This window comes from Microbispora sp. H10836, assembly GCF_012999525.1.
Lineage (GTDB): Bacteria > Actinomycetota > Actinomycetes > Streptosporangiales > Streptosporangiaceae > Microbispora.
The window spans coordinates 1-22543 of the sequence record NZ_JABBWU010000026.1 but is presented as its reverse complement, the minus strand read 5'-3'; the positions used below and the strand labels follow the sequence as shown (position 1 = coordinate 22543).

Here is a 22543-nt window from a genome sequence, read left to right as displayed (position 1 = left end):
CCGGGCCGTCAGTCTCCGGCGCGGCGGACGAGGGGGTTGGCGGCGGTGGAGTTGCGGATGCTGAAGGTCACGCTGCCGGCGCGGTAGCGGTCGTCGGAGGACTCGACGGGCCGGCCCTCCTGGGTGGTGGTGACGCGGCGCTGGCGCAGCAGGGGGCTGCCCCGCCGCACGCCGAGCAGCCGGGCGTCCTCGCTGCCGGCCGCCACCGCGTCGATCAGGTGCTCGCCGTACGCGAAGACCAGGCCGACCGACTCGTAGAGCTCCTGGGTCACCGACTCGCAGTCGGGATCGAGCCGCTCGACGGCGGGGGCGATCCAGCCGGCGTAGACGGTGCGCTCGACCAGCACCGGCTCGCCGTCGAGCCGCCGCAGCCGCAGCACGGCGAGCACGTCCTCCCCCGGCTCGAGCGACAGCCGTACGGCCTCGGAGGGCGAGCACGGGCGGCGCCCGGAGGACAGCACGGTCCCGCTGGCGCGGTAGCCCATCGAGCGGGCCCACTGCGCGAAGCTGTGCAACTCGGCGAAGCTCTGGCTGCGCTCGCTGCCGAGCACGATGCGCCGGGCGCCCTGCCGGGACCCGACCAGCCCCTCGGCGGCGAGCAGGGCGACGGCCTGACGGACCGTCCCGCGCGCGGCGGCGTACCGTAAGGCCAGCTCAGCCTCGGAGGGGAGCTGAGCGCCTATCGGATAGTCCCCCCTGACGATGGCGTCCCGCAGGTCACTCGCGATCTGTTCGTAGCGCGCCATCGTGCTGAGCCCTTCCGTTCACGCGACCGACATCGATATGCGACTTACTTGCTCTGGCTTGTTTGTACAAGTTCGCCTAAGTTCGATCCACGCACCATAGTGGGAGGGACCCTTGTCCACACGTACCGCCGGCCTCGTGGCCGCGCTCACGATAACCACCTCAGTGATCGCGGCGTGCGGCGCCGCCCCGACGACCGCCGGCGGCGGCTCGGGATCGGGCGACTCCAAGGCCGCCTCCGCGACCTCCGCCCAGGACTTCGGCGGCCTGGACAAGCTGGTGGAGGCCGCCAAGAAGGAAGGGCAGCTCAACACCATCGCGCTCCCGCCGGACTGGGCCAACTACGGCGAGGTCATCAAGGCGTTCGAGGCCAAGTACGGCATCAAGATCACCAATGACAACCCCGACGGCTCCAGCCAGGACGAGATCAACGCGGTCAAGACCCTCAAGGGGCAGGGCCGCGCCCCCGACGTGCTCGACCTCGGCAGCGCCTTCGCGCTCAGCGGCGCCCAGGAGGGCCTGTTCGCGCCGTACAAGGTGCAGAGCTGGGACAAGATCCCCGACGGGCAGAAGGACGCGAGCGGCGCCTGGTACTACGACTACGGCGGCTACATCTCCATCGGCTGCGACGCCAAGCGGGTCAAGACCTGCCCGCAGACGTTCGCCGACCTGCTCAAGCCCGAGTACAAGGGCATGGTCGCGCTGAACGGCGACCCGACCAAGGCGGGCGCCGCCTTCGCCGGCGTGTACGCCGCCTCGCTCGCCAACCAGGGCTCGTTCGACGACATCCAGCCCGGCATCGACTTCTTCAAGAAGCTCAAGGAGAACGGCAACTTCAACCCCGTGGAGGCCACCCCCGCCACGGTCGAGAAGGGCGAGACCCCGATCACCCTCGACTGGGACTACCTGCAGGCGAGCTACGCCAAGGAGTTCGCGTCCAAGGGCGTGGACTGGAAGATCGCGATTCCCTCGGACGGCGAGTACGCCAACTTCTACGCCCAGGCGATCAACAAGTGGGCGCCGCACCCCGCCGCCGCCCGCCTGTGGCAGGAGTTCCTCTACAGCGCCGAGGGCCAGAACCTGTGGCTGAAGGGCTACGCCCGCCCGGTGCTGCTGCCGTCCATGCAGGAGGACGGCAGCGCGGACGCCGCCATGGTCGACCAGCTCCCCAAGGTCGAGGGCACCCCCTCCTTCCCCACCCCGGACCAGGTCAACAAGGCCAAGGAGGCCCTGGCGAGCGGGTGGGGCGCGGCGGTCTCGGGCTGAGACCGTGCGCGACAGCCGTACGCGATCGAAGGGCCGGTGGGCGGCCGCGCCGCTGCTGGTCTTCGCCGTCATCGTCTTCGGCGTGCCGATGCTGGTCCTCCTCGGTGGCACGTTCACCAAGGAGGGCACGCTCAGCACCGCCAACCTCACCGAGTCGCTCCAGGGCGCGTACCTGACCGCGCTGGTCGGGAGCGTCAAGATCTCGGCGCTCGTGGCGGTGCTGGGCGGGGTGCTCGGCACCTTCCTCGCCCAGGCCGTGGTGACCTCCAGGTTCCGGGCGCTGCGCGAGGCGGTGCTGACCGCCTCCGGCGTGCTGGCCAACTTCGGCGGCGTGCCGCTGGCCTTCGCCTGGATCGCCACGCTCGGCAACTCGGGCGTCGTCACCACCACGCTCGGCCTCGGCCAGCACGGGTGGAGCCTGTACAACTTCTGGGGTCTCACCCTGGTCTACCTGTACTTCTCCATCCCCCTCCAGGTGCTCACGGTCGTGCCCGCGCTGGACGGGCTGCGCCCGCAGTGGCGTGAGGCCGCGCAGAACAACGGCGCGAGCACCTGGCAGTTCTGGCGGTACGTCGGGATCCCGGTGCTGACCCCGGCGCTGCTCGGCGGGGTCGTGCTGCTGTTCGGCGGCGCGTTCTCGGCCTACGCCACGGCGCAGGCCATGGTCGGGTCCACCGTCCCGCTGGTCACGCTGAAGATCGCCGACGCGCTCACCGGCAACGTCCTGATCGGCCACGAGAACGTCGCGCTGGCCCTCAGCCTCGACATGATCGTGGTCGCGGGCCTGGTCATGGCCGTCTACCTCCCGCTGCAGCGAAGGAGCGCCCGATGGCTTCGCTGACCCCACAGGTTTCCACACAGGTCACCACACAGGTGACGCCCGGGACGGTGCCCGCGCGCGGCGGCGGCCGGCCCCGGCGTCCCCGGGTGTGGCGCGGAGTGGTCCTCCTGCTCGCCGCCGTCTACTTCCTCGTCCCGCTGATCGCGTCGTTCGTCTTCACGGTGAAAGCGCCGGGCCGGGGCTTCTCGCTCGACGCGTACGGCCAGATCTTCTCGGCCGAGGGCTTCGGCGGCAGCCTCCTGCTGTCGCTCGGGCTCGGGCTCGCCACAATCGCGCTGGTGCTGCTGCTGACGCTGCCCGCCGTGGTGGCCGTACGGCTCGGCGCGCCGCGGCTGCGGCCGGTGCTGGAGGTGGTCTGCACGCTGCCGCTGGTCGTGCCCCCGATCACGTTCGTGGCCGGGATCAGCACGGTGCTTCGGTGGGGGCCGGACTACCTGGCGAGCACGCCCTTCTACCAGACGATCATCGCGCTGCAGAACCCCGGCTTCCCGGTGGTGCTCGTGCTCGCCTACGTCGTGCTGGCACTGCCGTTCGCCTACCGCTCGCTCGACGCGGGCCTGGGCGCGATCGACGTGCGCACGCTTACGGAGGCGGCCAGGAACCTCGGGGCGTCGTGGCCCCACGTGCTGCTGCGGGTGATCATCCCGAACATGCGGTCGGCGATGGCCAGCGCGTCGTTCCTCACGCTGGCGCTGGTGCTCGGGGAGTTCACCATCGCCCGGCTGCTCAGCTTCGAGACCTTCCCCAACTGGATCTACCGGATCTCCGGCTCACAGGCGCAGGTGTCGGTGGCCGTCTCGGTGTTCAGCCTGCTGATCACCTGGCTGCTGCTGCTCGCCCTGTCGTCCGCCGGCGCGAGGCAAAGGAGTGGATCATGAACGGCGCCCGGGTCGAGTTCCGCGGCCTGCGGCGGCGGTTCGGCAGCACGGTCGCGCTGGACGGGCTCGACCTCACGGTGGAGCCGGGCGAGCTGATCGCGCTGCTCGGTCCGTCGGGGTGCGGCAAGACGACCGCGCTGCGCTGCCTGGCCGGCTTCGAGCAGCCCGACGAGGGCGAGGTCCTGGTGGACGGCGCCGACATCACGCGCGTGCCGGCCAACCGGCGCGACGCCGGCATGGTCTTCCAGTCCTACAGCCTCTTCCCCAACCTCAACGCGCGGGACAACGTGGGCTTCGGCTTGCGGGTGCGCAAGGCGCCCGCCGCCAAGAGGCACGCCCGCGCGCAGGAACTGCTGGAGCTGGTCGGCCTGCCCTCGGTCGGCGACCGTTACCCCCATCAGCTGTCCGGCGGTCAGCAGCAGCGCGTGGCGCTGGCCCGCGCGCTCGCCCTGGAGCCCAGGGTGCTGCTGCTGGACGAGCCGCTGTCGGCGCTCGACGCCAAGGTGCGGGTCACGCTGCGCGAGGAGATCCGCCGCCTGCAGCTGTCCCTCGGCATCACGACGATCTTCGTGACGCACGACCAGGAGGAGGCGCTGTCGATGGCCGACCGGGTCGCCGTGCTGCGCGAGGGCCGCCTGGAGCAGGTCGCCGACCCCGCCACGTTGTACGACCGGCCGGCCACCCCGTTCGTCGCCGAGTTCGTCGGGGCGATGAACCACCTGCCCGGCCTGGTGTCGGGCGACCGGGTCACGGTCCTCGGCCAGACGCTGCCGGTGGAGGGGCCGTCCCCGGACACCGCGCGGGTGGACGTGCTCGTACGGCCCGAGGCCGTGCTGGTCACCCCCGACGGCGAGGGCGACGGGATCGTCATGGTGTCGTCGTTCCGCGGCTCCACCGCCCGTCTACGGGTCCGCCTGGGGGACGGCGACGAGGTGCTGGCCGACGTGCCCGGGCACGACTCCGCGCGCTTCGCGCCCGGCACCGCCGTACGCGTCGGGCTCGTCGAGCGGCCCGTGCTCGTGTCGGCCCGTCCGGAGGCCGGAGCCGCGGCGGCGGTCCCCGAACCCGATGTCGTCTAGAGAGCGCCCGGCGGCGGTGCTGTTCGACATGGACGGCACGCTGGTGGACACCGAAGGCCTGTGGTGGGACGCCTGCGTGGAGGTCGCGGACGGCCTGGGCTCCCCTCTCGGGGAGGCCGACCGGGAGGAGTTGTACGGCCTGTCGGTCGAGGACGCCGCCCTGCACATCACAGCCGCCCTGGACACCACCGGGGGTCCCGGGGCGCTAGCCGTCGAGGCCATGCTGACGGACGCGTTCACCGTCCGGCTCGAAAGCGGGGTGACCACGCTCCCCGGCGCGGTCGCGCTGCTGGAGGCCCTGCGCGCGGCCGGGATCCCGGCCGGGCTGGTCAGCGCGTCCCCCCGGCCGGTCGTGGACCTGGTGCTGGAGACCGTCGGCGGGCACCGCTTCCGGCTGTCGGTGGCCGCCGGGGACAGCGCCAGGAACAAGCCGGCGCCCGACCCGTACCTGGCCGCCGCGGCGCGGCTCGGCGTCGACCCCGCCGCGTGCGTGGCGATCGAGGACAGCCCGACGGGCGTCGCCTCGGCCCGGGCCGCCGGGTGCGCCGTCATCGCGGTCGGCCTCCTGGGCGGCAGCGGCGTGACGGCCGTGCCGACGCTGGAAAGCGTCGACCTGCCGCTGCTGCGCCGGTTGGTCTCCCCTCCGGGGGCGATCACCCCAGGGCCATAAGTACCTTTTGGATATCTTCGCACTGTGAAGACCGTTTGCGATGATCCCAAGGACGTCTACTCCGCCGCCTGCCCGTGCCGCGACATGCTCGACCTGCTGGCCAACAAGTGGAGCGCGCTGGCCCTGGGCGCCATGGAGGACGGGCCGCAGCGTTTCGGCGCACTGCGCGCCCGCCTCCAGGGCGTCAGCCCCAAGGTGCTCACCCAGACCCTGCGCCGCCTGGAAGACCACGGCCTCGTCCACCGCGAGGTGTATCCGGAGGTGCCGCTGCGCGTGGAATACAGCCTCACCCCGCTCGGCAGGGACGCCAACGTCCCGCTCGCCCACCTGCGGACGTGGGTGGAGCGCAACATCGACCGCTTCCCCGGCTCCGGCTAGTCCCCCCACCTCGATGGTTCCCATCGGGTACTCGTGTCCCTTGCGGGTAACCACGCTCCGGCGGGTACCGTCCCACAGTCACCGCGCCGCCGTGCGATCCGCGCCGGCCGCCTCTGTGTGTGGGAGGACCATCATGAGTGAGTACCCGAGCACGACCGTGCCCGCCGTCATGCCCGCCGTCATGCCCGCCGTCATGCCCGCCGTCGCCTATCGGCGCAGCCTTCCCGTCGACGACCCGGACAGCCTCCTGGACGTCGAGCTGCCGGTGCCCGAGCCCGGCCCGCGCGACCTGCTGGTCCGGGTCGAGGCCGTCGCCGTGAACCCGGTGGACTACAAGGTCCGGCGCAACAGCGATCCGGGCGGCGAACCCAAGGTGCTCGGCTGGGACGCCGCCGGCACCGTGGTCGCCGTGGGCGGCGAGGTGGAGCTCTTCGAGGTCGGCGACGAGGTCTACTACGCCGGCGCGATCGACCGGCCCGGCGCGAACTCCCGCTTCCACGTCGTCGACGAGCGCATCGCCGGCCACAAACCCGCCACGCTGTCCTTCACCGAGGCCGCCGCGCTGCCGCTGACCTCCCTCACGGCCTGGGAGGGCCTGTTCGAGCGCCTGGGCCTGCGCGGCGACGCTCTCGACCAGACCGGGACGCTGCTGGTGACCGCGGCCGCGGGCGGCGTCGGCTCCATCGTCGTGCAGCTCGCGCGCGCCCTGACCGGGCTGACCGTGATCGGCACGGCCTCCCGGCCGGAGACCGTGGAGTTCGCCCGCCGGATGGGCGCCCACCACGTGGTGGACCACCGCGCCCCGCTGGCCAAGCAGCTGGCCGAGGTCGCGCCGGGCGGCGTGGACTTCGTCTTCAGCACGACCGGCACCGACCGCAACCTCGCGGCCTACGCCGAGGCGCTCACCCCCTTCGGCCGGATCGTCGCCATCGACGACCACGACTCCCTCGACATCGGCGTGCTCAAGTCGAAGAGCATCGCCTTCCACTGGGAGCTCATGTTCACCCACTCGCTGTTCGGGACCCCGAACCAGGTGAACCAGCACCGCATCCTCGACCGGGTCGCGCGGCTCGTCGACGCCGGGGTCGTCACGACCACCGCCAACCTGGACCTCGGCCCGGTCAACGCCGCCAACCTGCGCGAGGCCCACCGCATCCTCGAGTCGGGCACCGCGATCGGCAAGATCACCCCGACCGGTTTCTGAGGCCCGCCGTACCGGGCCCGGGAACAACCTCCGGGGAGCGGCCGGTTAGTGGCATTCAGAAGAGACCAGACAGGAGCCGCGCATGCATGCCATCGTCGTCCCCGCGTACGGTGATTCCTCGGTGCTGGAGTACACCGAGCGGCCCGACCCCGAGCCCGGCCCCGGTGAGGTGCTGGTCGAGGTCGCGGCGACGGGCGTCAACTTCATCGACGTCTACCACCGCGAGGGCCGTTATCCCCTGCCGCTGCCGCTGATCCCGGGCTCGGAGGCGGCCGGGACCGTCACGGCCGTCGGGCCGGGGGTGACCGACGTCGTGCCCGGCGACCGCGTCGTCTCCGCGAGCGCAACCGGTGCGTACGCGACCAAGGCCGTGGTCCCGGCGGACAAGGCGATCCGGCTGCCCGACGGGTTGTCGCCGGACCTGGCGGCGGCGGTGCTGCTCCAGGGGCTGACCGCGCACTACCTGACCCACTCCACGTACGCGATCCGGGCGGGTGACGACGTGCTCGTGCACGCGGCGGCCGGCGGCGTGGGCCTGCTGCTCGTCCAGATGGCCAAGCTGCGCGGCGCCCGCGTCATCGGCACGGTCTCCAGCGCCGAGAAGGAGAAGCTCGCCCGGCAGGCGGGCGCCGACGAGGTCGTCGGCTACGAGGGCTTCCCCGAGGCCGTGCAGGAGATCACCGACGGCGCCGGGGTGCACGTCGTCTACGACGGGGTCGGCGCCGCCACGTTCGACGGGTCGCTCGCGTCGCTGCGGCCGCGCGGCATGATGGCGTTGTACGGCGCGGCCAGCGGGCCCGTCCCGCCCTTCGACCCGCAGCGGCTCAACGCGGGCGGCTCGCTGTTCCTGACGCGGCCCACGCTCGCGCACTACACGGCCACCCGCGAGGAGTTGCTGTCGCGGGCGGACGACCTGCTCGGCTGGGTCGCCTCCGGCGCGCTGAAGGTGCACGTCTCCCAGCGCTACCCGCTCGCCGAGGCCCGGCGCGCCCACGACGACCTGGAAGCCAGGCGGACGACCGGCAAGCTGCTGCTCATGCCCTGAACGTCCGCTCGGCGGCCATGACGGCCAGACGTCGCGCCGCGACCGCGGCGCCGTCGGTGCGCACCTCGCCCGCGACGGTTCCGGCGCGGGCGGCCACATCGGGGTGGAGGACCCGGCCGAGAGCCGCGGTCAGCGACTCGGCGGTCGGTGCGGCGGGCGGGTGCGCGACCCCGATCCCGAGGTCGCCGACCCGACCCGCCCAGTAGTGCTGGTCGTAGTGCTGCGGCAGGACGACCTGCGGCGTCCCGGCCAGCGCGGCGGCGGTCGTGGTGCCCGCGCCGCCGTGGTGGACGACGGCGGCGACCCGGGGGAAGAGCGCCTGCTGGTCGACCTCGTCGATCGCCAGGCAGTCGGGTCCGTCGTCCGCCGGGGACAGGCCGGCCCAGCCGCGGAGCACGACCACGCGGCGACCGAGCGCGCGGGCCGCCTCGGCCGTCGCCCGCGCGATGTCCCGGGGAGCGCGGACGCTGCCGAAGCCGACGCAGACGGGCGGCTCGCCGTCGTCGAGGAACCTCTCCAGCTCCGGCGGCAGCGGGCGCCGGTCCGGCAGGATGCAGGCGCCCGTCCGCACGACGCCGATGTCGGCGGGCTCGGGCCAGGGCGCGAGCGTCGGGTCGGCGGCCAGCCACGGCCGGTCGGTGAACATGTGGCCACGCGTGTCCGCCACCGCGGCCAGGCCGGCCGAGGCCCGGTGGACGTTGAGCGCGGCGCCCACGGTGTCGTTCCAGCGCCGCGCGTCCTCGGCCCAGAGCGCGCGGTTACCCGCCGTCGCGCCGGCCGTCGCCTGCCCCCAGACGGGCACGGGCGCGTGGTGCGGTGACGGCAGGGTGACCGGGCAGTAGCTCACGTACACGTAGCCGATCCCCAGCTGCTCCGCCACCGAGTGCGCGGCCATCGACATGGCTCCGCCACCCACGATGACGTCGCAGCCCTCGGCCGCCGCGGGGATCGTGGCGAACTGGACGGCGACCGTGCCTTCGATCATCCGCCGGCGCTGCTCGGGCGTGGGCGGGGCCTGCGCCCGTGGGGCGGCCGACGCGGTCCGGCGCAGCTCGGGCCCGATGGGCACGACGGGAAATCCCAGGCCCTCGATCCAGCCGCGGAAGTCGGGGGGCACGCACAGGCGGGCCTCATGCCCGAGTTCCCGCAACGCCATGGCCAGCGCCACCATCGGCTGGACCTCCCCCCGCGTTCCGATCGTGGACAGAAGCACGCGCATGTGCACTCCCCTGTGACGGCCCCTATGACGGCATGGCGAACGTGAACCCGCCCGCGGCCGAAGTCCCGCACCGGGGCGGTCCGGCTGACGGCCTCCGATTCTGCGGCGTCACCGGGGCCTTGCCACAAGTCCCCCCGCCGCCTATACGTTGAAAGTGGCGGGGACTTGCTCGGGGGTTCGATCAGGTCAGCGGGTGGGCCGGCCACTCCAGGAGGCGGGCCCCGAGCACGGCCGTCTCCAGCGTGAACCGCTGCGTGGGGTCGCTCGGCGAGAAGCCGGTCAGCCTCCGGATCCGCTCCAGCCGGTAGGTGATCGCCCGGGTGCTGACGCCGAGCCTGCGCGCGGCCGCCGTGTGGTTGCCCTGGGAGGCGAAGACGGCCTCCAGCGTCTCCAGTAGCGCCTCGGGCCCCCCGCGGGCGGAGGTCAGCGGTCCGAGCACGGTGGAGACGAGGTCCACGATCGCCTCCCTGTCCCGCAGCAGCACCGGGAAGACCAGCAGGTCGGCCGCCTTCAGCACCTGGGCCCGCAGGCCGAGCCGCTCGCCGAGGTCGATCGCGTTGACCGCTTCCCGGTAGGAGGTGACGATGCCGCCGGGGCCCTGGTGGGGGCGGCCCACCCCGGCCCGCCAGTCCGTGAGCGCGGAGCGTACGTGGTGGGTGAACTCGCCGCTCGCGGCGGTCAGCGCGCCCGGGGCCACGCACACCAGCAGGCCGTCGCGGACGGCGACCAGGATGTTGTGCGAGCCGAACCTCGCCACCAGTGCCTGCTCGACCCGCGCCGCCAGCGGGTCGCCCGGCGCCACCGGAGCGCCCGGCCTCACCACGGTCACGACGTACGCCCCGGCGAGCCGCAGGCCGAAGTGCTCGGCACGTTCGGCGTCCGCCCTGCCCTGCAGCAGGTCGTCGACGAACAGGCGGCGGGCCTCCTCCTCCTGCCGGAGGGCGGCGCGCTGGGCCTCCTCGTACCCCTCGATGTAGGCGGCCATGCCGCGGCGTACGGCGCCGAACGCCCCGCCGGCGGTGATCTCGGCGGCGTGCAGGCAGGCGTCGGCGAGCACCCGCAGCGGGATGCCGCGCTCGGCGGCGAGGGCGCCGCACTCGCGCAGGCCGTCCATGTCGGCGCGGCCGGGCAGCCTGCCGGTGGCGGCCGACGCGGCCAGAACCGACAGGAACCCGCCGAGTAAGTCGGCGGGCACCCCGGTCGCCTCGCTCACGCGAGCGAGAACGCTGTCCATCAGACTCCTACGTCACGCCGTTCGAAGGCGAGCAGCGCCGTCATGAGGAGGACGGCCGTCGCACCCAGCAGCACAAGGTAGTCACCGTACGGCCAGCCCTGATAGAGCGGCCTGCCGTCGAGGTAGTAGTGGAGGGGCGAGATCCAGCGCAGCCAGGAGATCGCGTCGATGCTCCTGCCCATGGTCTCCACGATGTACCCGGCGACGCCCCAGACGCCGACCACGGCGAGCGCGATCTGCTTGCGCCCGAACGCCGCGCCCACGCACAGCGTCAGCGTCCCGAAGAACAGCACGAGCAGGAACAGCCCGGTGTGCGCGGCGAGGATGCTGCCGAACGGCACGTCCATGTGAGCGGCGGACGAGGCCCCGGCGGCGACGGCCAGCGTCACCAGCGCGACGGCGAGCAGGCCGAGCGCCAGCGCGGCCCAGCGCTCCAGGAGCAGCCGCCTGCGGTCGATCGGCAGCGTCAGCGTGAGCTCCAGCGTCTTGGCCTCCTCCGGGCCGGCGATGGCCCGGTTGCCGAGGATCGCGGCGCACATGGTGAACAGCAGCGGACCGAGGAGCTGGTAGGCGACCGCCTGCAGATAGCCGCGCCCGGTCGCGATGTCGGACATGCCGCCCATCAGGTCCCTGAACGCGCCGGGATACTTGGCGATGGCCTGCTTGCTGAACGTCTCGGGGTCGTTCATCATGCTCGCGAAGATCGAGATGTACATCCCGAGGAACGCGCACAGCCCGACCGTCCACCCGATGAGGGCGCGGCGGTACTCTCCGAGGCTCTTACGCACCAGCGTGGGCATGGCGGCCCTCCTCCTCGCTGTAGTAGGTCAGGAAGATCTCCTCGAGGTCCGGCTCCGCGCTGACCATGTGGACCACGGTGTAGCCGGCCGCCGCCTTGATCAGCGCATCGGGCCTGCCGTCGATCGTGCAGCGCAGGCTCGCCCCCTGGACGACCACGTCGCGTACGCCCGGGAGCCCCTCGAACGACTCCCTCGGGACCGGCGCGTCGAAGTGGAGCTCCACGTGCCGTACGGCCCGCTCGCGCAGCGCGGCGATGTCCTCGACCGCGACGAGGCGGCCCGCGCGCACGATGCCCACCCGGTCGGCCACGTGCTCCACCTCGGCGAGCACGTGCGACGACATCAGGATCGTGTGGCCGGCCGTGCGCGCCTCCCGGACCATGGCCAGGAACTCCTGCTGCACCAGCGGGTCGAGCCCGCTCGTCGGCTCGTCCAGGATGAGCAGTTCGGGCTCGTGCATGAACGCCTGGATGAGGCCGACCTTCTGCTTGTTGCCCTTCGACAACTCCCCCATCCTGACGGACAGGTCGGCGTCGAGCCGCTCGGCCAGTTCGTCGATCCTGCCGCGGCTCACCCCGCCGCGTACGTCGGCGAGGAACTGCAGATAGTCGCGGGCCCGCTCCCTGCCCTCCAGGGCCAGCTCGCCCGGGAGGTAGCCGATCCGGGCGCGTACGCGCGGATCACGGGTGCCGGCGCCGAGGACGGTCGCCCGGCCGGACGTCGGCCGGATCACGTCGAGGAGCAGCCGGATCGTCGTCGTCTTGCCGGCGCCGTTGGGGCCCAGGTAACCGAAGACCTCGCCCGGCCGGATTTCGAGGGTGAGGTCCTCGAGGCCCCGTCTCGTACCGTAGAACTTCGTCAGTCCTTCGGTCTCCACCACTGCTGTCATGCCGCAATGGTGGCGCTCCCGTCAGGCGCGGGGTATGCCCGCTTCCGGACACTTGCCGGTCTTCTTCGTTCCCACCTTCGGCAAAGCGGAGGTCAGGACGTGCCGCAGGTGGTGGAGCCGGGCAGGAGGTGGCGGTAGCGGGAGACCAGCCGGTAGCCCGCCTCGGCGAGCCAGCTCACCGGCGGCGTCAGCATCACCCGGCCGGCCGCGCGCCAGGCCACGACCGGCTGCAGGGCGAGGATCAGCGCGACGGCGCGCGCACCGTGGGCCCGCAGCCCGTCCGGGCCGAGGAGCTGCACGGACGTCATGACCTCCTCGCGCGTCAGGCCCGCCGCGCCGAGGTCGAGGCCCTGCCAGGCCCGTACGGCGGGCATGTACGGCAGGAACCGGTGCCCCGCGTTCACGCACGTCTGGCAGAAGGCGCAGTCGCCGTCGAAGACCAGCAGAACCCGGTTTTCTCCGCTTTCTCGGCCCATGCCGTCGAACCTACCAATCCTGGGACGGATCATTCCGGTCTCGTGGCGGCGGCGCGGGCCGTCGCGACGCGCGCACCGCCAGCACGACGATCAGGATCACCGCGACCGTGAGACTGAAGACGACCGCGAGGACCAGCAGCAGGACGAGTGCGCTCATCATCGATCCCTTCGGCGGTTCCGGGTGAGGGCGAGCCGGGCGGCGACGGCCAGGCCGACCGACGCGTAGGACACCGCGCGCGCCAGCCGTACGGACCTGGGGATGTCGGAGACGGCGGGGCGGGGGCCGTCGCCCAGCTCCGGGCGGTGCTCCACCCTGCCGCCGTAGTCGTTCGCCCCGCCGAGACGTACGCCGAGGGCGCCGGCGAACGCCGCCTCGCAGCGTCCGGAGTTGGGGCTCGGATGGCGGTGCCCGTCCCGTGCGAGAACGGCCGCGGCGCGGCGCGGGGAACCGCCGACCAGACCGGCGAGGCCCGCCGTGAGCAGGGCGGTCAGCCGGGCCGGCAGGTAGTTGGCCACGTCGTCCAGCCGGGCGGAGGCCCAGCCGAACCTCGCGTAGCGCGGCGACCGGTGGCCCACCATCGCGTCGAGCGTGTTGACCGCGCGGTAGCCGAGCAGGCCGGGCACCCCGAAGACCGCGCCCCACACGAGCGGGGCGACGACGGCGTCCGAGGTGTTCTCCGCGATGGACTCGACCGTGCCCCGCGCGAGCTCCGCCGCGTCCAGCCCGGACGGGTCACGCCCGCACAGATGCGGGAGACGCGCGCGGGCGGCGGCCAGGTCGCCCTCCTTCAGCGATTGGGCCATCAGCGCGCCCTCCCTGCCCAGCGTCGTGCCGCCGAGCACCGCCCAGGTGGCGGCGGCGGTGACCACGGCCCGCGCGAGCGGGCTCGACCGGGTCAACCGCTCCGCGATGACCCCGGTGGCCGTGGCGGCGCCCACGCAGACGGCTGTGTAGGCCACGCCGGCTAACCGCGAGTCCCGATATATGCGCGTTTCGAGGGCAGCGGCCCGGCTTCCGAACACCGCCACCGGATGACCCCGCCGGGGATCGCCCACCGCGGCGTCGATCGCGGCCCCGGCGAGCAGCCCCGCCGCCGTGGCACCGTCCATGATCCGGGTCACCCACGCATTCTGCCGTACGCCGCCGGGGCTCAAGGGGCGGGGGCGAGGAGGCGGCTCTGGATCGCGTCCTCGTTGGCGTCGAGCCAGGCGGCGGCACGCCTGATCCGCCCGCCCGCGCCGCCGGCCCACATGCGCGCCCAGCCTCCGCCGAGCGTCCGGGCCCGGTCCCGCATGAGCGTGTAGGAGCGGCCGAACCGGATCCTGGCCGTCTCCACCAGCATGAGCCGGTCTCGCGCGGACAGGCCGTACGCGTCGCAGAACAGCCGGACGCGGGCCGCCGCGTCCAGGGACCGCTGCAGCGGGTCGCGGTCCACCGGGTCGGCGAGCGGGGCCCAGTGCCGCACCGTGGTGACCACGTCGAACAGTCGCGTCGTCGGTCTGGCCAGGTCGAAGTCGATCAGTGCGTACGGCAGGAGTCCCCGCGCCGTCCTCCGGAAGACGACGTTGGCCGGCGTGACGTCGCAGTGGCCCACGAGCTCGATGGGGCCCTCGGCCCCCGAGCCGTCATCCCAGATCGCGCCGGGAGGCGGGCGGAACGACGCCGCCGCGTCGTGGAAGCTCCGCAGCAGCCGGGCCACCGCCGTCAGCGCCTCGTCGCTCACCGCGTACGCCGGCAGGGGGTGCGCGGGCACCACGCCCTCGACGTACGTGAGGATCGCCCTGCCCCGCTCGTCGGTCCCGAGGAACCGGGGCGCACCGTCGAACCCCACGGCCTCCAGATGCCGCAGCAGCGCGTGGACGGCAGGCGACGAGGGCCGCATCGGCCGCCGTACGGTCGCCCCCACCCGCACGACCCCCTCGGAGACGTCTCCGATGAGTGGGATCTCGCGTACGGACATGGCGCTGGATTTTAGTCCCGTAGGCGATCAAATTTCCGCCCGAAAGCATGAAGTACGGGAAAACGTCTCGCCACCCGGACAACCGTCCATCCAGCGAGAAACTCCCTATACTTCTGCAACCTTCCCTATTAATGTCTTGTAGGGAATTTTAGGGAGGGAAGACGGGCATGACTGCCACCGGCATCTACGTCACCAGCGAGGGCGAGCGCGAGCTGCGCGAGCGACACCAGGAGCTCCTGACCCGCTGGCCGGTCCCGAGCGAGCGCCTGCGGATCCCGACCAGGGAGGGTGAGACCTTCGTGATCGCCTCCGGCCCTCCGCAGGCCCCACCGCTGCTCCTGCTGCACGGATCCAGCACGACCTGCGTGATGTGGCTGGGCGACGTCGCCACCTGGGCGCCGCATTTCCGCGTCTACGCCGTCGACCTGATCGGCGAGCCGGGCCTGAGCGCTCCCTCACGTCCCCCGCTGGGCTCCGAGGCGTACGCGCTGTGGCTGGACGACGTGCTGGAGGGGCTGGGACTGTCGCGGGTGTCACTGGTGGGAGCCTCGCTTGGCGGCTGGCTCGCCGTGGACTACGCCATCCGGCGCCCCGGCCGGGTCGAGCGGCTCGCACTGCTGTCCCCGGGCGGTATCGGCCGGCAGAAGGCGGGCTTCGCGGTCAAGGCGCTGTTCCTGCTCCCGTTCGGCGAGCGGGGACGGCGCCGCCTGCTCACCATGGTCATGGGCGGCGCGACGCCGGATGCGCGTCTTGCGGCGTATCTCGACTACGCGACCCAGATCTCCCGGCACTTCAGGCCACGCAGGCAGAGACTGCCGGTGTTCGGCGACGACGCCCTCGGCGGCCTGACGATGCCGGTGCTGGTGATCCTCGGCGGCCGGGACGTCATGCTCGACTCGCGCGACACCGAGCGCCGAATGCGTCACCTGGTGCGGCACGCCACGCTCCGCTACCTCCCCGACGCCCCGCACGGCCTGCGCGGGCACGCGGAACCCATACTGGCCTTCCTCCGCGACAGTCCGGTCAGGGGCACCCGCTCGGCTCCTCACCCAGAGGGCACGGGCCGGCGCCAGAGCGATGTCGGCCCAGGCCGGGCGGCTCCTTGACGGGCACGGCCACCAGGCTCGGAGGCCCGCGCGAGCCGTGGTCCGGGTCATATCCGGGAAACCGGGTGTGTACCAGGTCCCCGGATCATGCAGAATTAGGCACGAGCGCCCTTAGCTCAGCTGGATAGAGCATCGGACTTCTAATCCGACGGTCGGGGGTTCGAATCCCTCAGGGCGCGCTCCCCAATCCAGCCCAGATGCCCTCTGAGCTGGCCCTTCACATGATCGGGCTGTCGCCGAGGATGCAGCCGGACGCCACCAGATGCAGCCCCAGGCGGCCCCTCCCGGAACATATCCGGAATGATCTTGGCCGCGTTTCCGCAGGTCGCCAGGCGGATTCCGCCAACTTCCGGAACGATTCCGAGCCTCCCGGAACACGCCGAAGGGCCTCGGCGTGGACCGAGACCCTTCGTCGATACGTGCTCGTGTCGCCTCATCCGGCGAGAGCTTCCATGATCCGCTGATTGGCGACGTCGCGTTGACCGTCGATGCACTTGGCGTACACCCTGAGCATCACGTCTATGCCATGGCCGGCCCGCTCTGCGGCTTCCGGTGCGTGGACTCCCGCATTCAGCCACAGCGAGACGGCCGCGTGGCGCAGGTCGTACGGCCGGGCAGCGAGAGGAGAGGCGACCTGCTCGGGCGTGAAGGCGTAGCTCCGTGCCTCCTTCCAGACCTTCGAGTAGGCCGAGCCGGAGATGAGACCACCCGTCCTCGTACGGAAGAGCCGTCCGTCGTCACCGACGCCGTGCCGCCCGATGTGCTCGCGGAGAATGGCGACCAGTTCGGGCGGGATCGGTACCTGCCGCGTGCCCTTCTCGCCCCGGTGCTTGAGCCCGCGATCGTCGTGGGTCTTGCCCGAGTCGGTGAAGCGCTTGTTGCTCTGCGGCTTGGTCTTCTCCAGGGTGAGCAGGCCCCAGCCGGATTCGGGAAGGTGACAGTCCTTCTCACGCAGCCCAGCCGCCTCAGCCGGTCGCAGACCGCCGAAGTACAGGCAGGCGAACATCGCGGCCAGCATCGGCCCCCGCGTCCGGCCGCAGTAGGTCACGGCCGTCAGCAACTCGCGCGCCTGGGCGGGATTCACCACCGCGCGCCGATCGATCTCATCCGTCGACTTGGGACGGCGTAGCTTCACCCGGTCGAGTGGATTTGCCGAAAGCTCTTCCAGCTCTACGGCGTAGTCCAGGGCGTGATGGAACACGGCCCGCTTACGCCGGTAGGTCGAGGCCGCCGCCGCAGAACCGTCGAGGAGGAGCGCGAGCGCCTCCAGGGCCGCCCGTGCATGCTTGGCGTCCTCCAAGGCAGTGAGAGGCAACGAAGCCGCTTCCAGCCAGCGCAGCGCGCCCGCGATCTCAGGCGTAGGAGCCGGACGACGGTCGGCCGGCAGGAACGCGAACTCTCGGAGAGCGCGCCGCAGAGTCTCGTCATCGGGTCGGCCTGGCCGGTCGCTGGTGAGCACGGGCGTGACGTTGGACAGCGCATCTGTCATGCCCTCCCGGCTCTTGGCCGCCGAGTGAGGCCAGCGGGTCTCGACGTAGGCGACGGCGAAGGCGAACCACGTGCGAGCGTTCTTCGCCTTGACCATCGATTCGGGGAGCCCGGTCTCAAGGTCGAAAGCTTCCCCGCGCTTGGCGGCCTGCCGCAGGTCTGACAGGTAGCTTTCGGCCAGGCCCTTCGTGCGGAACGTCGCGGACTTCTCGCGGGTGTCCACTGTCCACCGCACAGTGTGCGAGACGACCCGCTTCGGCTTCCCCGGCCCCTGGGAAGTCTTGTTCGCGCGGATCTCCCAGAACTTCACGTTGTAGGTCGGGTTCACGCCGCCTCCCGGAGGCTTTCCAACCAGGCGGCGAATTCGCTGCGGTAGATGCGAATCTCGCCATTGGGAAGCTTGAAGCCCTGGGGTGCCTTGCCAATCTCGCGCCAGCGGTAGAAGGTGCGGACGGACACGCCGAGTTCGTCGAGGATCTCGGGGACCGTCATCAGCTTGTCGTCCTTTCTCATGCCGCCCTCCCTTCAGTTGCCGAAAGAACTTGTCCCTCTGCCTCGGCCTGGAGCCGGTCGAGGTGGTTGCGCCAGCGCTGGCGTTCGTGGACCGACCGCAGGAGCCGGACGCCGATCGGGGCCAGGTCGGGATCACCGGGTTTGACCGGTCGCCAGATGTAGCGGTGGGGGTCGACCGGCTCGTCAGGCAGGCCGAGGGCTTCCAGGACCCAGGTACGCCGGTCCTGCTTGTGCTCCGTGAGGGTCTTGTTGGACCACTTCCGCGACACGAGCACGCGCCGCCCCGCGTAGCCGAGGTGATCGGGCTTGTGCGCCTTGCCCTTGCACCGGCCGGGGGCCATCCCCGGCTTGGCGCCCTTGGGCTGCACGCCGTACCGCAGCCAGTTCAGGCAGGTCGGCGCGCACGGCTCGAACCGCAGAGCGTCAAGCAGTCGTTCCGCGTGGGCCTTGCGGCGTGGGTCGTCGGTGCCGAGGGCGTCGCCGAGGGACTTGGTCAGGTACTTCGAGAGGTACTGAATGAGCTGGTCGGCGTCCGGCGTTCCTGCGAGCACGCTCTGAATGTCGAGCTGGTCGCCAAAGCGGAGCACATGCAGGGGTTCGGCCTCGTCGTCGACATCGAGCCGGTCGAGGGCCTGTTCCCAGGTCGGCAGGACCTCTCCGGTGTCGGGGTCGAGGTAGCCGGCCCCGTCCTCCCAGACCGGCAGGTGGTCCCCCTCGAACCGCACGACATCAGTGGACGGCCACCACACTTGGTGGTACGTGGCCGCGATGATCTGCCGCAGCTCCGCACGCGGAAGGGTGCCGCGGATCGCCATATGCAGGTGTGGTGCGAGCCGCTTTTGAGGTTCGACGGTGGCGAAGTACTGCACGTCGTAGCCCGCCACGCGGCGGAGGTTCTGCACGAAGCGGTCCACGAGCTTGGAGAAGTGCAGCGCGTCGCGGGCCGCCCGGCCGTAGTCGTACCGATCAGGGTCGACGGGAGCACCCTCCAGCACCCGCCCATAGGACGGCAGGGTCAGGGTGACGAACATCGACGGCCGGTAGACCTTGCCGTCCGAGCCGGTGAAGGTCCGCCCCAACGTGCTCTTCGTCATCTGCCGCTTGGGCAGATCCGGAGCGTCCTGCCGCCGCTTGGTCGAGCGCGCGCGCTTTCCGGAGGTGCGGCCGAGGACGTTGCCGCGCATCCCCGCCCTGTTGATCTCCTCGTCCAGCTCCACGATCGCGGCGTCCAGGTCGGTGGTGTCGCCGCCGGCCTTCTCCACCTCATCCCGCCATGTCTGAGCGTCGGCCCGCAACTCCACGAGATGGCGCTGATACTCATCAGCGTTGTCCGGGAGGTTCACCGGCTCGGCTTCCAGGTGCCAGCCCTCCCGGCACTGCGCCCGCCGCAACTGGCGATTCCGCTTGGCGCACGGCGGGCACTTGCTCTCCAGCGTCGCCCCGCACGGCACGTCGATCACCTCAACCTGACCGGTGAGGATGTCCTGTCGCCGCAGCGGAACCGGGCGGATGCACACGCCGTACTGCTTGGCGATCTCCTCGACGACGCCCCGGGCCAGCGGCATCGCCATGCGGACGGCGCGAGGGGTGGCCCTGTCATTGGCGACTGTCACTGGTCACCGCCGGAGGGCTCGACGATCACGATTGCCTTCTCGCCGCACTCGCGGCACTCGATGACGCCCCGGACGGGGTAGAGCCACAGCGCGTTGCGGGTGCCGCAGGCCGCGCAGGTGAGCTCGTCGAGAAGGTGGGAGATCTCAACCACGGGCATGCGCCCCCGCCCTGCCAGTCGAGAAGATGGCGACCATGGTGCGAATGTCCTCATCGGAGACGTAGGCCGCGCGCACGCGAATCGGGTCGGGTGAGGTTTCGAGCCGGACGTAGCCGATCCCCGCGCCCAGCTCCGGGACGGGTGAGATGTGGTCAGCGAGCGCGCCCCGGTCCCGTGCGCCGTCGCCGAGGACCATGTCCACCTGTTCCGACTCGTCCAGCCGGAGCGCGATCTTGTCGGGGAACAGGTTGCGGATGTTCATGACCTCCTTGCGCGGGTCCTGCAGTGCGGCCATGACGCCGACACCGACCGCGCGGCCTTGGGTGGTGAGCGTGGCGAGGGCTGCTTTGGTCCGCTCGCGGAGGCCCTTGTCGGACTGGTAGGCGGTCAGGAAGGCGACCTCGTCGACGACGACCAGGACGAAGGGGTCCGCCACGGTAGGTGTGTGGGAGCGCTGGTTGCCACCGAATCGGTCGGCCCGCTCCTGCATCACCGACACGGCCGCCTCAAGCAGGTCGGCGCACTCGGCGGGGGTGGCGGCGTAGCGGGTGCCGAACAGCGCCCGGCCGAAGGACAGCTCCATCCGCTTGGGATCCAGCGCCCAGACCTGAACCAGGCCCGCCCGCATCGCGGGGAGCAGGCCGCGGATGGCACTCCACAGGTAGGAGCCTTTGCCCGCGCCGGTCGCGCCCGCGATCAGCACATGCGTGCCGTGGACCTTGAGCCGGTACGGGGTACCGTCTTCGCACCGGCCGATCTCAACCGGCCCCACCGAAGAAGCCTCGGGAATGGGGATGGCGGGCAACGGCTCGGCGAGGGGGTCATGCCGGGGCAGGGTCAGCACGAGGCGACCAGCCCGCGCGATCGACACCCGGCAACTTCGAGCGCCGAAACCGTGCGCGAGGTGGTCGGCCCGGTCGGTCCAGTCCTTGACCGCCTGCCCGTTGAGCATCTTCACGGTGACCAGGTCGGCCCAGGATGTGCAGGTGACCTTGACCAGGCGGGGCAGGTAGTCCCGGCCGCGCAGGTGCCGACCGAGACCGGAGACGATCATCACGGGTTGCCAGTGCCGCCGGTAGACCCAGACCAGGCGCCACCAGGCCAGCAGCGGCCAGCCGACCACGCGCAGGAACGAATCCCGCTCCAGCAGCACCCACGACAGGCCCACCGTGGGCAGGAAACCGGCCAGGACTACCGTCATCCGCCACCCGTAGACGAGGGTGACCACAGCCGGGGCCAGGGCGGCGGTGCAGGCGATCGGGTGACGCCAGAGCGTCCGGACCAGCCCGCGCAGGAGGCGGGCCAGCCAGATCACGATGGTGACGATGGCGGGGGTTTGCATGACGGCCGGGCGGAAGACGACGGCCGTGTCCGGGGTGGTGGAGACGAGGTTACGTGCCTCGTCTCCGGGCAGTCTTCTCAGCATTAGGCTGGAGTCCTCTCAAGCATTGGCGTGCGTGGGAGATCCGAGGGGCCGCCGGAAGTTCCCGCTTCCAGCGGCCCCGCTTGCGTGTCAGGCCGCCGAGCCGTCGACGCCGGGAAGGGCGAGTTGATCGGAGTCGGCCGGCTGCTGGTTGACCAGGCGCTCGCACTCGGCGAGGTAGCGCGAGGCGGCCTGGAAGATCTGCCGGGCGATCTCGACATCCCTGGGGGTGACCGGCCCGGCCGCGGTGGTCGAGACCGTCACGTCCACGCTCGGGCTGGTGATGGCGAAGTAGGGCCGCCCGGAGTCCAGGACCGAGGCCCCGGCCCGCAGCTCAGGCGAGTAGAACGAGATGCCGACGTTCGCGGGAGCGCCGGGGCTGAGCGACAGCGTGACGTAGGTGTAGGGGTCGCGGAGCATCAGGCCGCCACCTCCTTACCGGCCGCGCCGGTCTGCTTGGCCGAGCTGGCCCCGGTGCGGGGAGCGCGCATGCTCCTCGCACGGAGGGAGTAGGCCAGGCGCCCGGTGGTCTGGTGGACGTACGGCGTGACCGTCATCCCCTCGAACTCGACCGGCGTGATGGGCAGGCCGGGCGTGGGGGTCGGCGGGACCGGCTGCACCGGGGCGATGATCTTCACCGCGACCGTCTTCTGGGCGATCTTGGCGGCTGGGTCGGCGTCCATGACGGCGACCTGCCAGACCAGTTCGCCGGTGGTCTTGTCCTTGGCGAACACGGTGCGCCCGCCGGTCGAGGCGGTGAAGTCCTTGACCTGCTCCACCTCCCCCACGAGGTAGCAGCCGTGCGGGAAGACGTGTTCAAAGGCGATCGGGATGGGTCCTGCGATGGCCATGTGCTTGATTCCTTTTCTCGGGCACGAGCAGCTCAACCGCTCGTCCACTTGTCCGACTGAGTTCTACTGTAAGTCTTGCCTACTCGTCCGCACAAGTAACCGAGCGAGACGAGCGGGGTAAGACTTAGCTCACCTGATAGACATCCTCAAGCTCGTACAGGTCACCGGGCAGGGCCACGCTCAGCACCAGGAGCACGCTCCCCGCCGGGTCATGCACGGTCGCCAGCACGCCGAGCACCGAGGACGAGGAGCCGAGGAGTTCGGCTTCCTCCTTAGTCGGCTTCCGCGCGGTCAGGCGTTCGGTGACGTGGTCGATCCGCAGATGCTTGACCGCCTGGAGATGTTGCCGGACGCCATGCCGCAGCGGATCGGACTTGTCCAGGTCGGTGCCGAGGGCGATCTCCAGGGGGAACCACAGAGTCTCGGCCGCCGAGACCCGGTCACCTTGCCTGGTCACGCGGTTGCGGGCGATCACGGGGGTTCGCTCGTCAACACCCATCAGCCTGGCGACGTGCCGGGGGGCCGGCACCCGGGCAACGCTGACGAGGTCCTCGGCGCTCTCGGGATGCTCAGCCGTCGACAGGCCGGGCCGTACCCGCTCGGCCGGGCTTTCCGGGCGGCCCTTCACGAACGAGCCGCGGCCGTGCTCGCGCTCAATCCAGCCTTGCATGGCAAGGGTCTGAAGCGCCCGCACAACGGTGGTGCGG

General features: G+C 71.5%; 26 protein-coding genes and 1 tRNA gene. 10 read left to right on the top strand and 17 right to left on the bottom strand.

Annotated features, from left to right (window positions below; all coding sequences use genetic code 11):
• Positions 1 to 8 precede the first annotated feature (8 nt).
• Entirely contained in the window at positions 9 to 746 is a 738-nt protein-coding gene (locus HHX30_RS34480; protein ID WP_169987547.1) for a GntR family transcriptional regulator, read from the bottom strand.
• 112 nt (positions 747 to 858) lie between these two features.
• Here HHX30_RS34480 and HHX30_RS34475 point away from each other — a divergent pair, with 112 nt between their 5' ends.
• The 8 genes from HHX30_RS34475 to HHX30_RS34440 all read left to right on the top strand — a co-directional run bounded on the left by HHX30_RS34475 (position 859) and on the right by HHX30_RS34440 (position 8105).
• A complete protein-coding gene (locus tag HHX30_RS34475; RefSeq protein WP_169987546.1) occupies positions 859 to 2010 on the top strand; it encodes an ABC transporter substrate-binding protein in 1152 nt (383 codons plus the stop codon).
• Positions 2011 to 2014: 4 nt separating this feature from the next.
• The gene (locus tag HHX30_RS34470; protein WP_311922989.1) at positions 2015 to 2851 is read left to right on the top strand and encodes an ABC transporter permease; all 837 of its coding nucleotides are present in this window, start codon (positions 2015 to 2017) and stop codon (positions 2849 to 2851) included.
• Positions 2839 to 3729: an ABC transporter permease gene (locus tag HHX30_RS34465; protein WP_169987544.1), complete on the top strand. Its 891-nt coding sequence runs from the start codon at positions 2839 to 2841 to the stop codon at positions 3727 to 3729. Before HHX30_RS34470 ends, HHX30_RS34465 begins: the two co-directional genes overlap by 13 nt.
• Positions 3726 to 4808 (top strand): ABC transporter ATP-binding protein, encoded by a 1083-nt coding sequence (locus HHX30_RS34460; protein WP_169987542.1) that lies wholly within the window; start codon positions 3726 to 3728, stop codon positions 4806 to 4808. The genes HHX30_RS34465 and HHX30_RS34460 overlap by 4 nt, the downstream gene beginning before the upstream one ends.
• Positions 4798 to 5478, top strand: coding sequence for an HAD family phosphatase (locus HHX30_RS34455; RefSeq protein WP_169987540.1), 681 nt, complete (start codon positions 4798 to 4800; stop codon positions 5476 to 5478). The genes HHX30_RS34460 and HHX30_RS34455 overlap by 11 nt, the downstream gene beginning before the upstream one ends.
• A 24-nt stretch (positions 5479 to 5502) precedes the next feature.
• Entirely contained in the window at positions 5503 to 5856 is a 354-nt protein-coding gene (locus HHX30_RS34450) for a helix-turn-helix domain-containing protein (RefSeq protein WP_311922988.1), read from the top strand.
• A gap of 133 nt (positions 5857 to 5989) precedes the next feature.
• Positions 5990 to 7060, top strand: a complete 1071-nt coding sequence (locus HHX30_RS34445) for a zinc-binding alcohol dehydrogenase family protein (protein WP_211593079.1) — start codon at positions 5990 to 5992, stop codon at positions 7058 to 7060.
• 82 nt (positions 7061 to 7142) lie between these two features.
• Positions 7143 to 8105, top strand: coding sequence for a quinone oxidoreductase (locus tag HHX30_RS34440; protein ID WP_169987538.1), 963 nt, complete (start codon positions 7143 to 7145; stop codon positions 8103 to 8105).
• On the opposite strand, the gene HHX30_RS34435 is transcribed toward HHX30_RS34440, so the two are convergent.
• The 8 genes from HHX30_RS34435 to HHX30_RS34400 all read right to left on the bottom strand — a co-directional run bounded on the left by HHX30_RS34435 (position 8095) and on the right by HHX30_RS34400 (position 14684).
• Entirely contained in the window at positions 8095 to 9324 is a 1230-nt protein-coding gene (locus tag HHX30_RS34435) for a glycosyltransferase (protein ID WP_169987536.1), read from the bottom strand. The two genes, HHX30_RS34440 and HHX30_RS34435, sit on opposite strands and share 11 nt — an antisense overlap.
• A gap of 181 nt (positions 9325 to 9505) precedes the next feature.
• Positions 9506 to 10558: a CdaR family transcriptional regulator gene (locus HHX30_RS34430; protein WP_169987534.1), complete on the bottom strand. Its 1053-nt coding sequence runs from the start codon at positions 10556 to 10558 to the stop codon at positions 9506 to 9508.
• Positions 10558 to 11358: an ABC transporter permease subunit gene (locus HHX30_RS34425; protein ID WP_169987532.1), complete on the bottom strand. Its 801-nt coding sequence runs from the start codon at positions 11356 to 11358 to the stop codon at positions 10558 to 10560. The genes HHX30_RS34430 and HHX30_RS34425 overlap by 1 nt, the downstream gene beginning before the upstream one ends.
• Entirely contained in the window at positions 11339 to 12247 is a 909-nt protein-coding gene (locus tag HHX30_RS34420) for an ABC transporter ATP-binding protein (protein WP_169987530.1), read from the bottom strand. The genes HHX30_RS34425 and HHX30_RS34420 overlap by 20 nt, the downstream gene beginning before the upstream one ends.
• A gap of 92 nt (positions 12248 to 12339) precedes the next feature.
• Entirely contained in the window at positions 12340 to 12723 is a 384-nt protein-coding gene (locus HHX30_RS34415; protein WP_169987528.1) for a thiol-disulfide oxidoreductase DCC family protein, read from the bottom strand.
• A gap of 10 nt (positions 12724 to 12733) precedes the next feature.
• Positions 12734 to 12880: a hypothetical protein gene (locus tag HHX30_RS34410; RefSeq protein WP_169987526.1), complete on the bottom strand. Its 147-nt coding sequence runs from the start codon at positions 12878 to 12880 to the stop codon at positions 12734 to 12736.
• The gene (locus tag HHX30_RS34405; protein ID WP_169987692.1) at positions 12880 to 13833 is read right to left on the bottom strand and encodes a cobalamin biosynthesis protein; all 954 of its coding nucleotides are present in this window, start codon (positions 13831 to 13833) and stop codon (positions 12880 to 12882) included. Before HHX30_RS34405 ends, HHX30_RS34410 begins: the two co-directional genes overlap by 1 nt.
• A gap of 41 nt (positions 13834 to 13874) precedes the next feature.
• On the bottom strand, positions 13875 to 14684 hold the full coding sequence (locus HHX30_RS34400; RefSeq protein WP_169987524.1) for a phosphotransferase: 810 nt from the start codon (positions 14682 to 14684) through the stop codon (positions 13875 to 13877).
• Positions 14685 to 14851: 167 nt separating this feature from the next.
• On the opposite strand from HHX30_RS34400, the gene HHX30_RS34395 reads away from it, so the two are divergent.
• Positions 14852 to 15790, top strand: a complete 939-nt coding sequence (locus tag HHX30_RS34395; protein WP_169987522.1) for an alpha/beta fold hydrolase — start codon at positions 14852 to 14854, stop codon at positions 15788 to 15790.
• 105 nt (positions 15791 to 15895) lie between these two features.
• Positions 15896 to 15969, top strand: a tRNA-Arg gene (locus tag HHX30_RS34390).
• Positions 15970 to 16223: 254 nt separating this feature from the next.
• Here the strand turns inward: HHX30_RS34390 and HHX30_RS34385 are convergent.
• The 8 genes from HHX30_RS34385 to HHX30_RS34350 form a co-directional block, all read right to left on the bottom strand.
• Positions 16224 to 17606: a tyrosine-type recombinase/integrase gene (locus tag HHX30_RS34385; RefSeq protein WP_169987520.1), complete on the bottom strand. Its 1383-nt coding sequence runs from the start codon at positions 17604 to 17606 to the stop codon at positions 16224 to 16226.
• Complete coding sequence (locus HHX30_RS34380) at positions 17603 to 17791, bottom strand: AlpA family transcriptional regulator (RefSeq protein WP_076435042.1); 189 nt, start codon at positions 17789 to 17791, stop codon at positions 17603 to 17605. The genes HHX30_RS34385 and HHX30_RS34380 overlap by 4 nt, the downstream gene beginning before the upstream one ends.
• Entirely contained in the window at positions 17788 to 19362 is a 1575-nt protein-coding gene (locus HHX30_RS34375; RefSeq protein ID WP_211593091.1) for a replication initiator, read from the bottom strand. Before HHX30_RS34375 ends, HHX30_RS34380 begins: the two co-directional genes overlap by 4 nt.
• A gap of 38 nt (positions 19363 to 19400) precedes the next feature.
• The gene (locus HHX30_RS34370; RefSeq protein ID WP_169987517.1) at positions 19401 to 19562 is read right to left on the bottom strand and encodes a hypothetical protein; all 162 of its coding nucleotides are present in this window, start codon (positions 19560 to 19562) and stop codon (positions 19401 to 19403) included.
• Positions 19549 to 20988, bottom strand: a complete 1440-nt coding sequence (locus HHX30_RS34365; protein WP_169987515.1) for an FtsK/SpoIIIE domain-containing protein — start codon at positions 20986 to 20988, stop codon at positions 19549 to 19551. Before HHX30_RS34365 ends, HHX30_RS34370 begins: the two co-directional genes overlap by 14 nt.
• 87 nt (positions 20989 to 21075) lie before the next feature.
• On the bottom strand, positions 21076 to 21405 hold the full coding sequence (locus tag HHX30_RS34360; protein WP_169987512.1) for a hypothetical protein: 330 nt from the start codon (positions 21403 to 21405) through the stop codon (positions 21076 to 21078).
• Positions 21405 to 21836, bottom strand: coding sequence for a plasmid replication, integration and excision activator (locus HHX30_RS34355; RefSeq protein WP_169987510.1), 432 nt, complete (start codon positions 21834 to 21836; stop codon positions 21405 to 21407). The genes HHX30_RS34360 and HHX30_RS34355 overlap by 1 nt, the downstream gene beginning before the upstream one ends.
• 124 nt (positions 21837 to 21960) lie before the next feature.
• A partial coding sequence (locus tag HHX30_RS34350; RefSeq protein ID WP_169987508.1) for a GntR family transcriptional regulator occupies positions 21961 to 22543 on the bottom strand: 583 nt, incomplete at its 5' end.

Coding starts and splice junctions, on each gene's coding strand:
- HHX30_RS34380 (WP_076435042.1), bottom strand. CDS start 17,791: ATGAGAAAGGACGACAAGCTGATGACGGTCCCCGAGATCCTCGACGAA.
- HHX30_RS34370 (WP_169987517.1), bottom strand. CDS start 19,562: ATGCCCGTGGTTGAGATCTCCCACCTTCTCGACGAGCTCACCTGCGCG.
- HHX30_RS34405 (WP_169987692.1), bottom strand. CDS start 13,833: ATGGACGGTGCCACGGCGGCGGGGCTGCTCGCCGGGGCCGCGATCGAC.
- HHX30_RS34445 (WP_211593079.1), top strand. CDS start 5,990: ATGAGTGAGTACCCGAGCACGACCGTGCCCGCCGTCATGCCCGCCGTC.
- HHX30_RS34420 (WP_169987530.1), bottom strand. CDS start 12,247: ATGACAGCAGTGGTGGAGACCGAAGGACTGACGAAGTTCTACGGTACG.
- HHX30_RS34375 (WP_211593091.1), bottom strand. CDS start 19,362: ATGGCGATGCCGCTGGCCCGGGGCGTCGTCGAGGAGATCGCCAAGCAG.
- HHX30_RS34425 (WP_169987532.1), bottom strand. CDS start 11,358: ATGCCCACGCTGGTGCGTAAGAGCCTCGGAGAGTACCGCCGCGCCCTC.
- HHX30_RS34480 (WP_169987547.1), bottom strand. CDS start 746: ATGGCGCGCTACGAACAGATCGCGAGTGACCTGCGGGACGCCATCGTC.
- HHX30_RS34455 (WP_169987540.1), top strand. CDS start 4,798: ATGTCGTCTAGAGAGCGCCCGGCGGCGGTGCTGTTCGACATGGACGGC.
- HHX30_RS34355 (WP_169987510.1), bottom strand. CDS start 21,836: ATGGCCATCGCAGGACCCATCCCGATCGCCTTTGAACACGTCTTCCCG.
- HHX30_RS34360 (WP_169987512.1), bottom strand. CDS start 21,405: ATGCTCCGCGACCCCTACACCTACGTCACGCTGTCGCTCAGCCCCGGC.
- HHX30_RS34395 (WP_169987522.1), top strand. CDS start 14,852: ATGACTGCCACCGGCATCTACGTCACCAGCGAGGGCGAGCGCGAGCTG.
- HHX30_RS34430 (WP_169987534.1), bottom strand. CDS start 10,558: ATGGACAGCGTTCTCGCTCGCGTGAGCGAGGCGACCGGGGTGCCCGCC.
- HHX30_RS34440 (WP_169987538.1), top strand. CDS start 7,143: ATGCATGCCATCGTCGTCCCCGCGTACGGTGATTCCTCGGTGCTGGAG.
- HHX30_RS34415 (WP_169987528.1), bottom strand. CDS start 12,723: ATGGGCCGAGAAAGCGGAGAAAACCGGGTTCTGCTGGTCTTCGACGGC.
- HHX30_RS34365 (WP_169987515.1), bottom strand. CDS start 20,988: ATGCTGAGAAGACTGCCCGGAGACGAGGCACGTAACCTCGTCTCCACC.
- HHX30_RS34460 (WP_169987542.1), top strand. CDS start 3,726: ATGAACGGCGCCCGGGTCGAGTTCCGCGGCCTGCGGCGGCGGTTCGGC.
- HHX30_RS34435 (WP_169987536.1), bottom strand. CDS start 9,324: ATGCGCGTGCTTCTGTCCACGATCGGAACGCGGGGGGAGGTCCAGCCG.
- HHX30_RS34410 (WP_169987526.1), bottom strand. CDS start 12,880: ATGAGCGCACTCGTCCTGCTGCTGGTCCTCGCGGTCGTCTTCAGTCTC.
- HHX30_RS34400 (WP_169987524.1), bottom strand. CDS start 14,684: ATGTCCGTACGCGAGATCCCACTCATCGGAGACGTCTCCGAGGGGGTC.
- HHX30_RS34465 (WP_169987544.1), top strand. CDS start 2,839: ATGGCTTCGCTGACCCCACAGGTTTCCACACAGGTCACCACACAGGTG.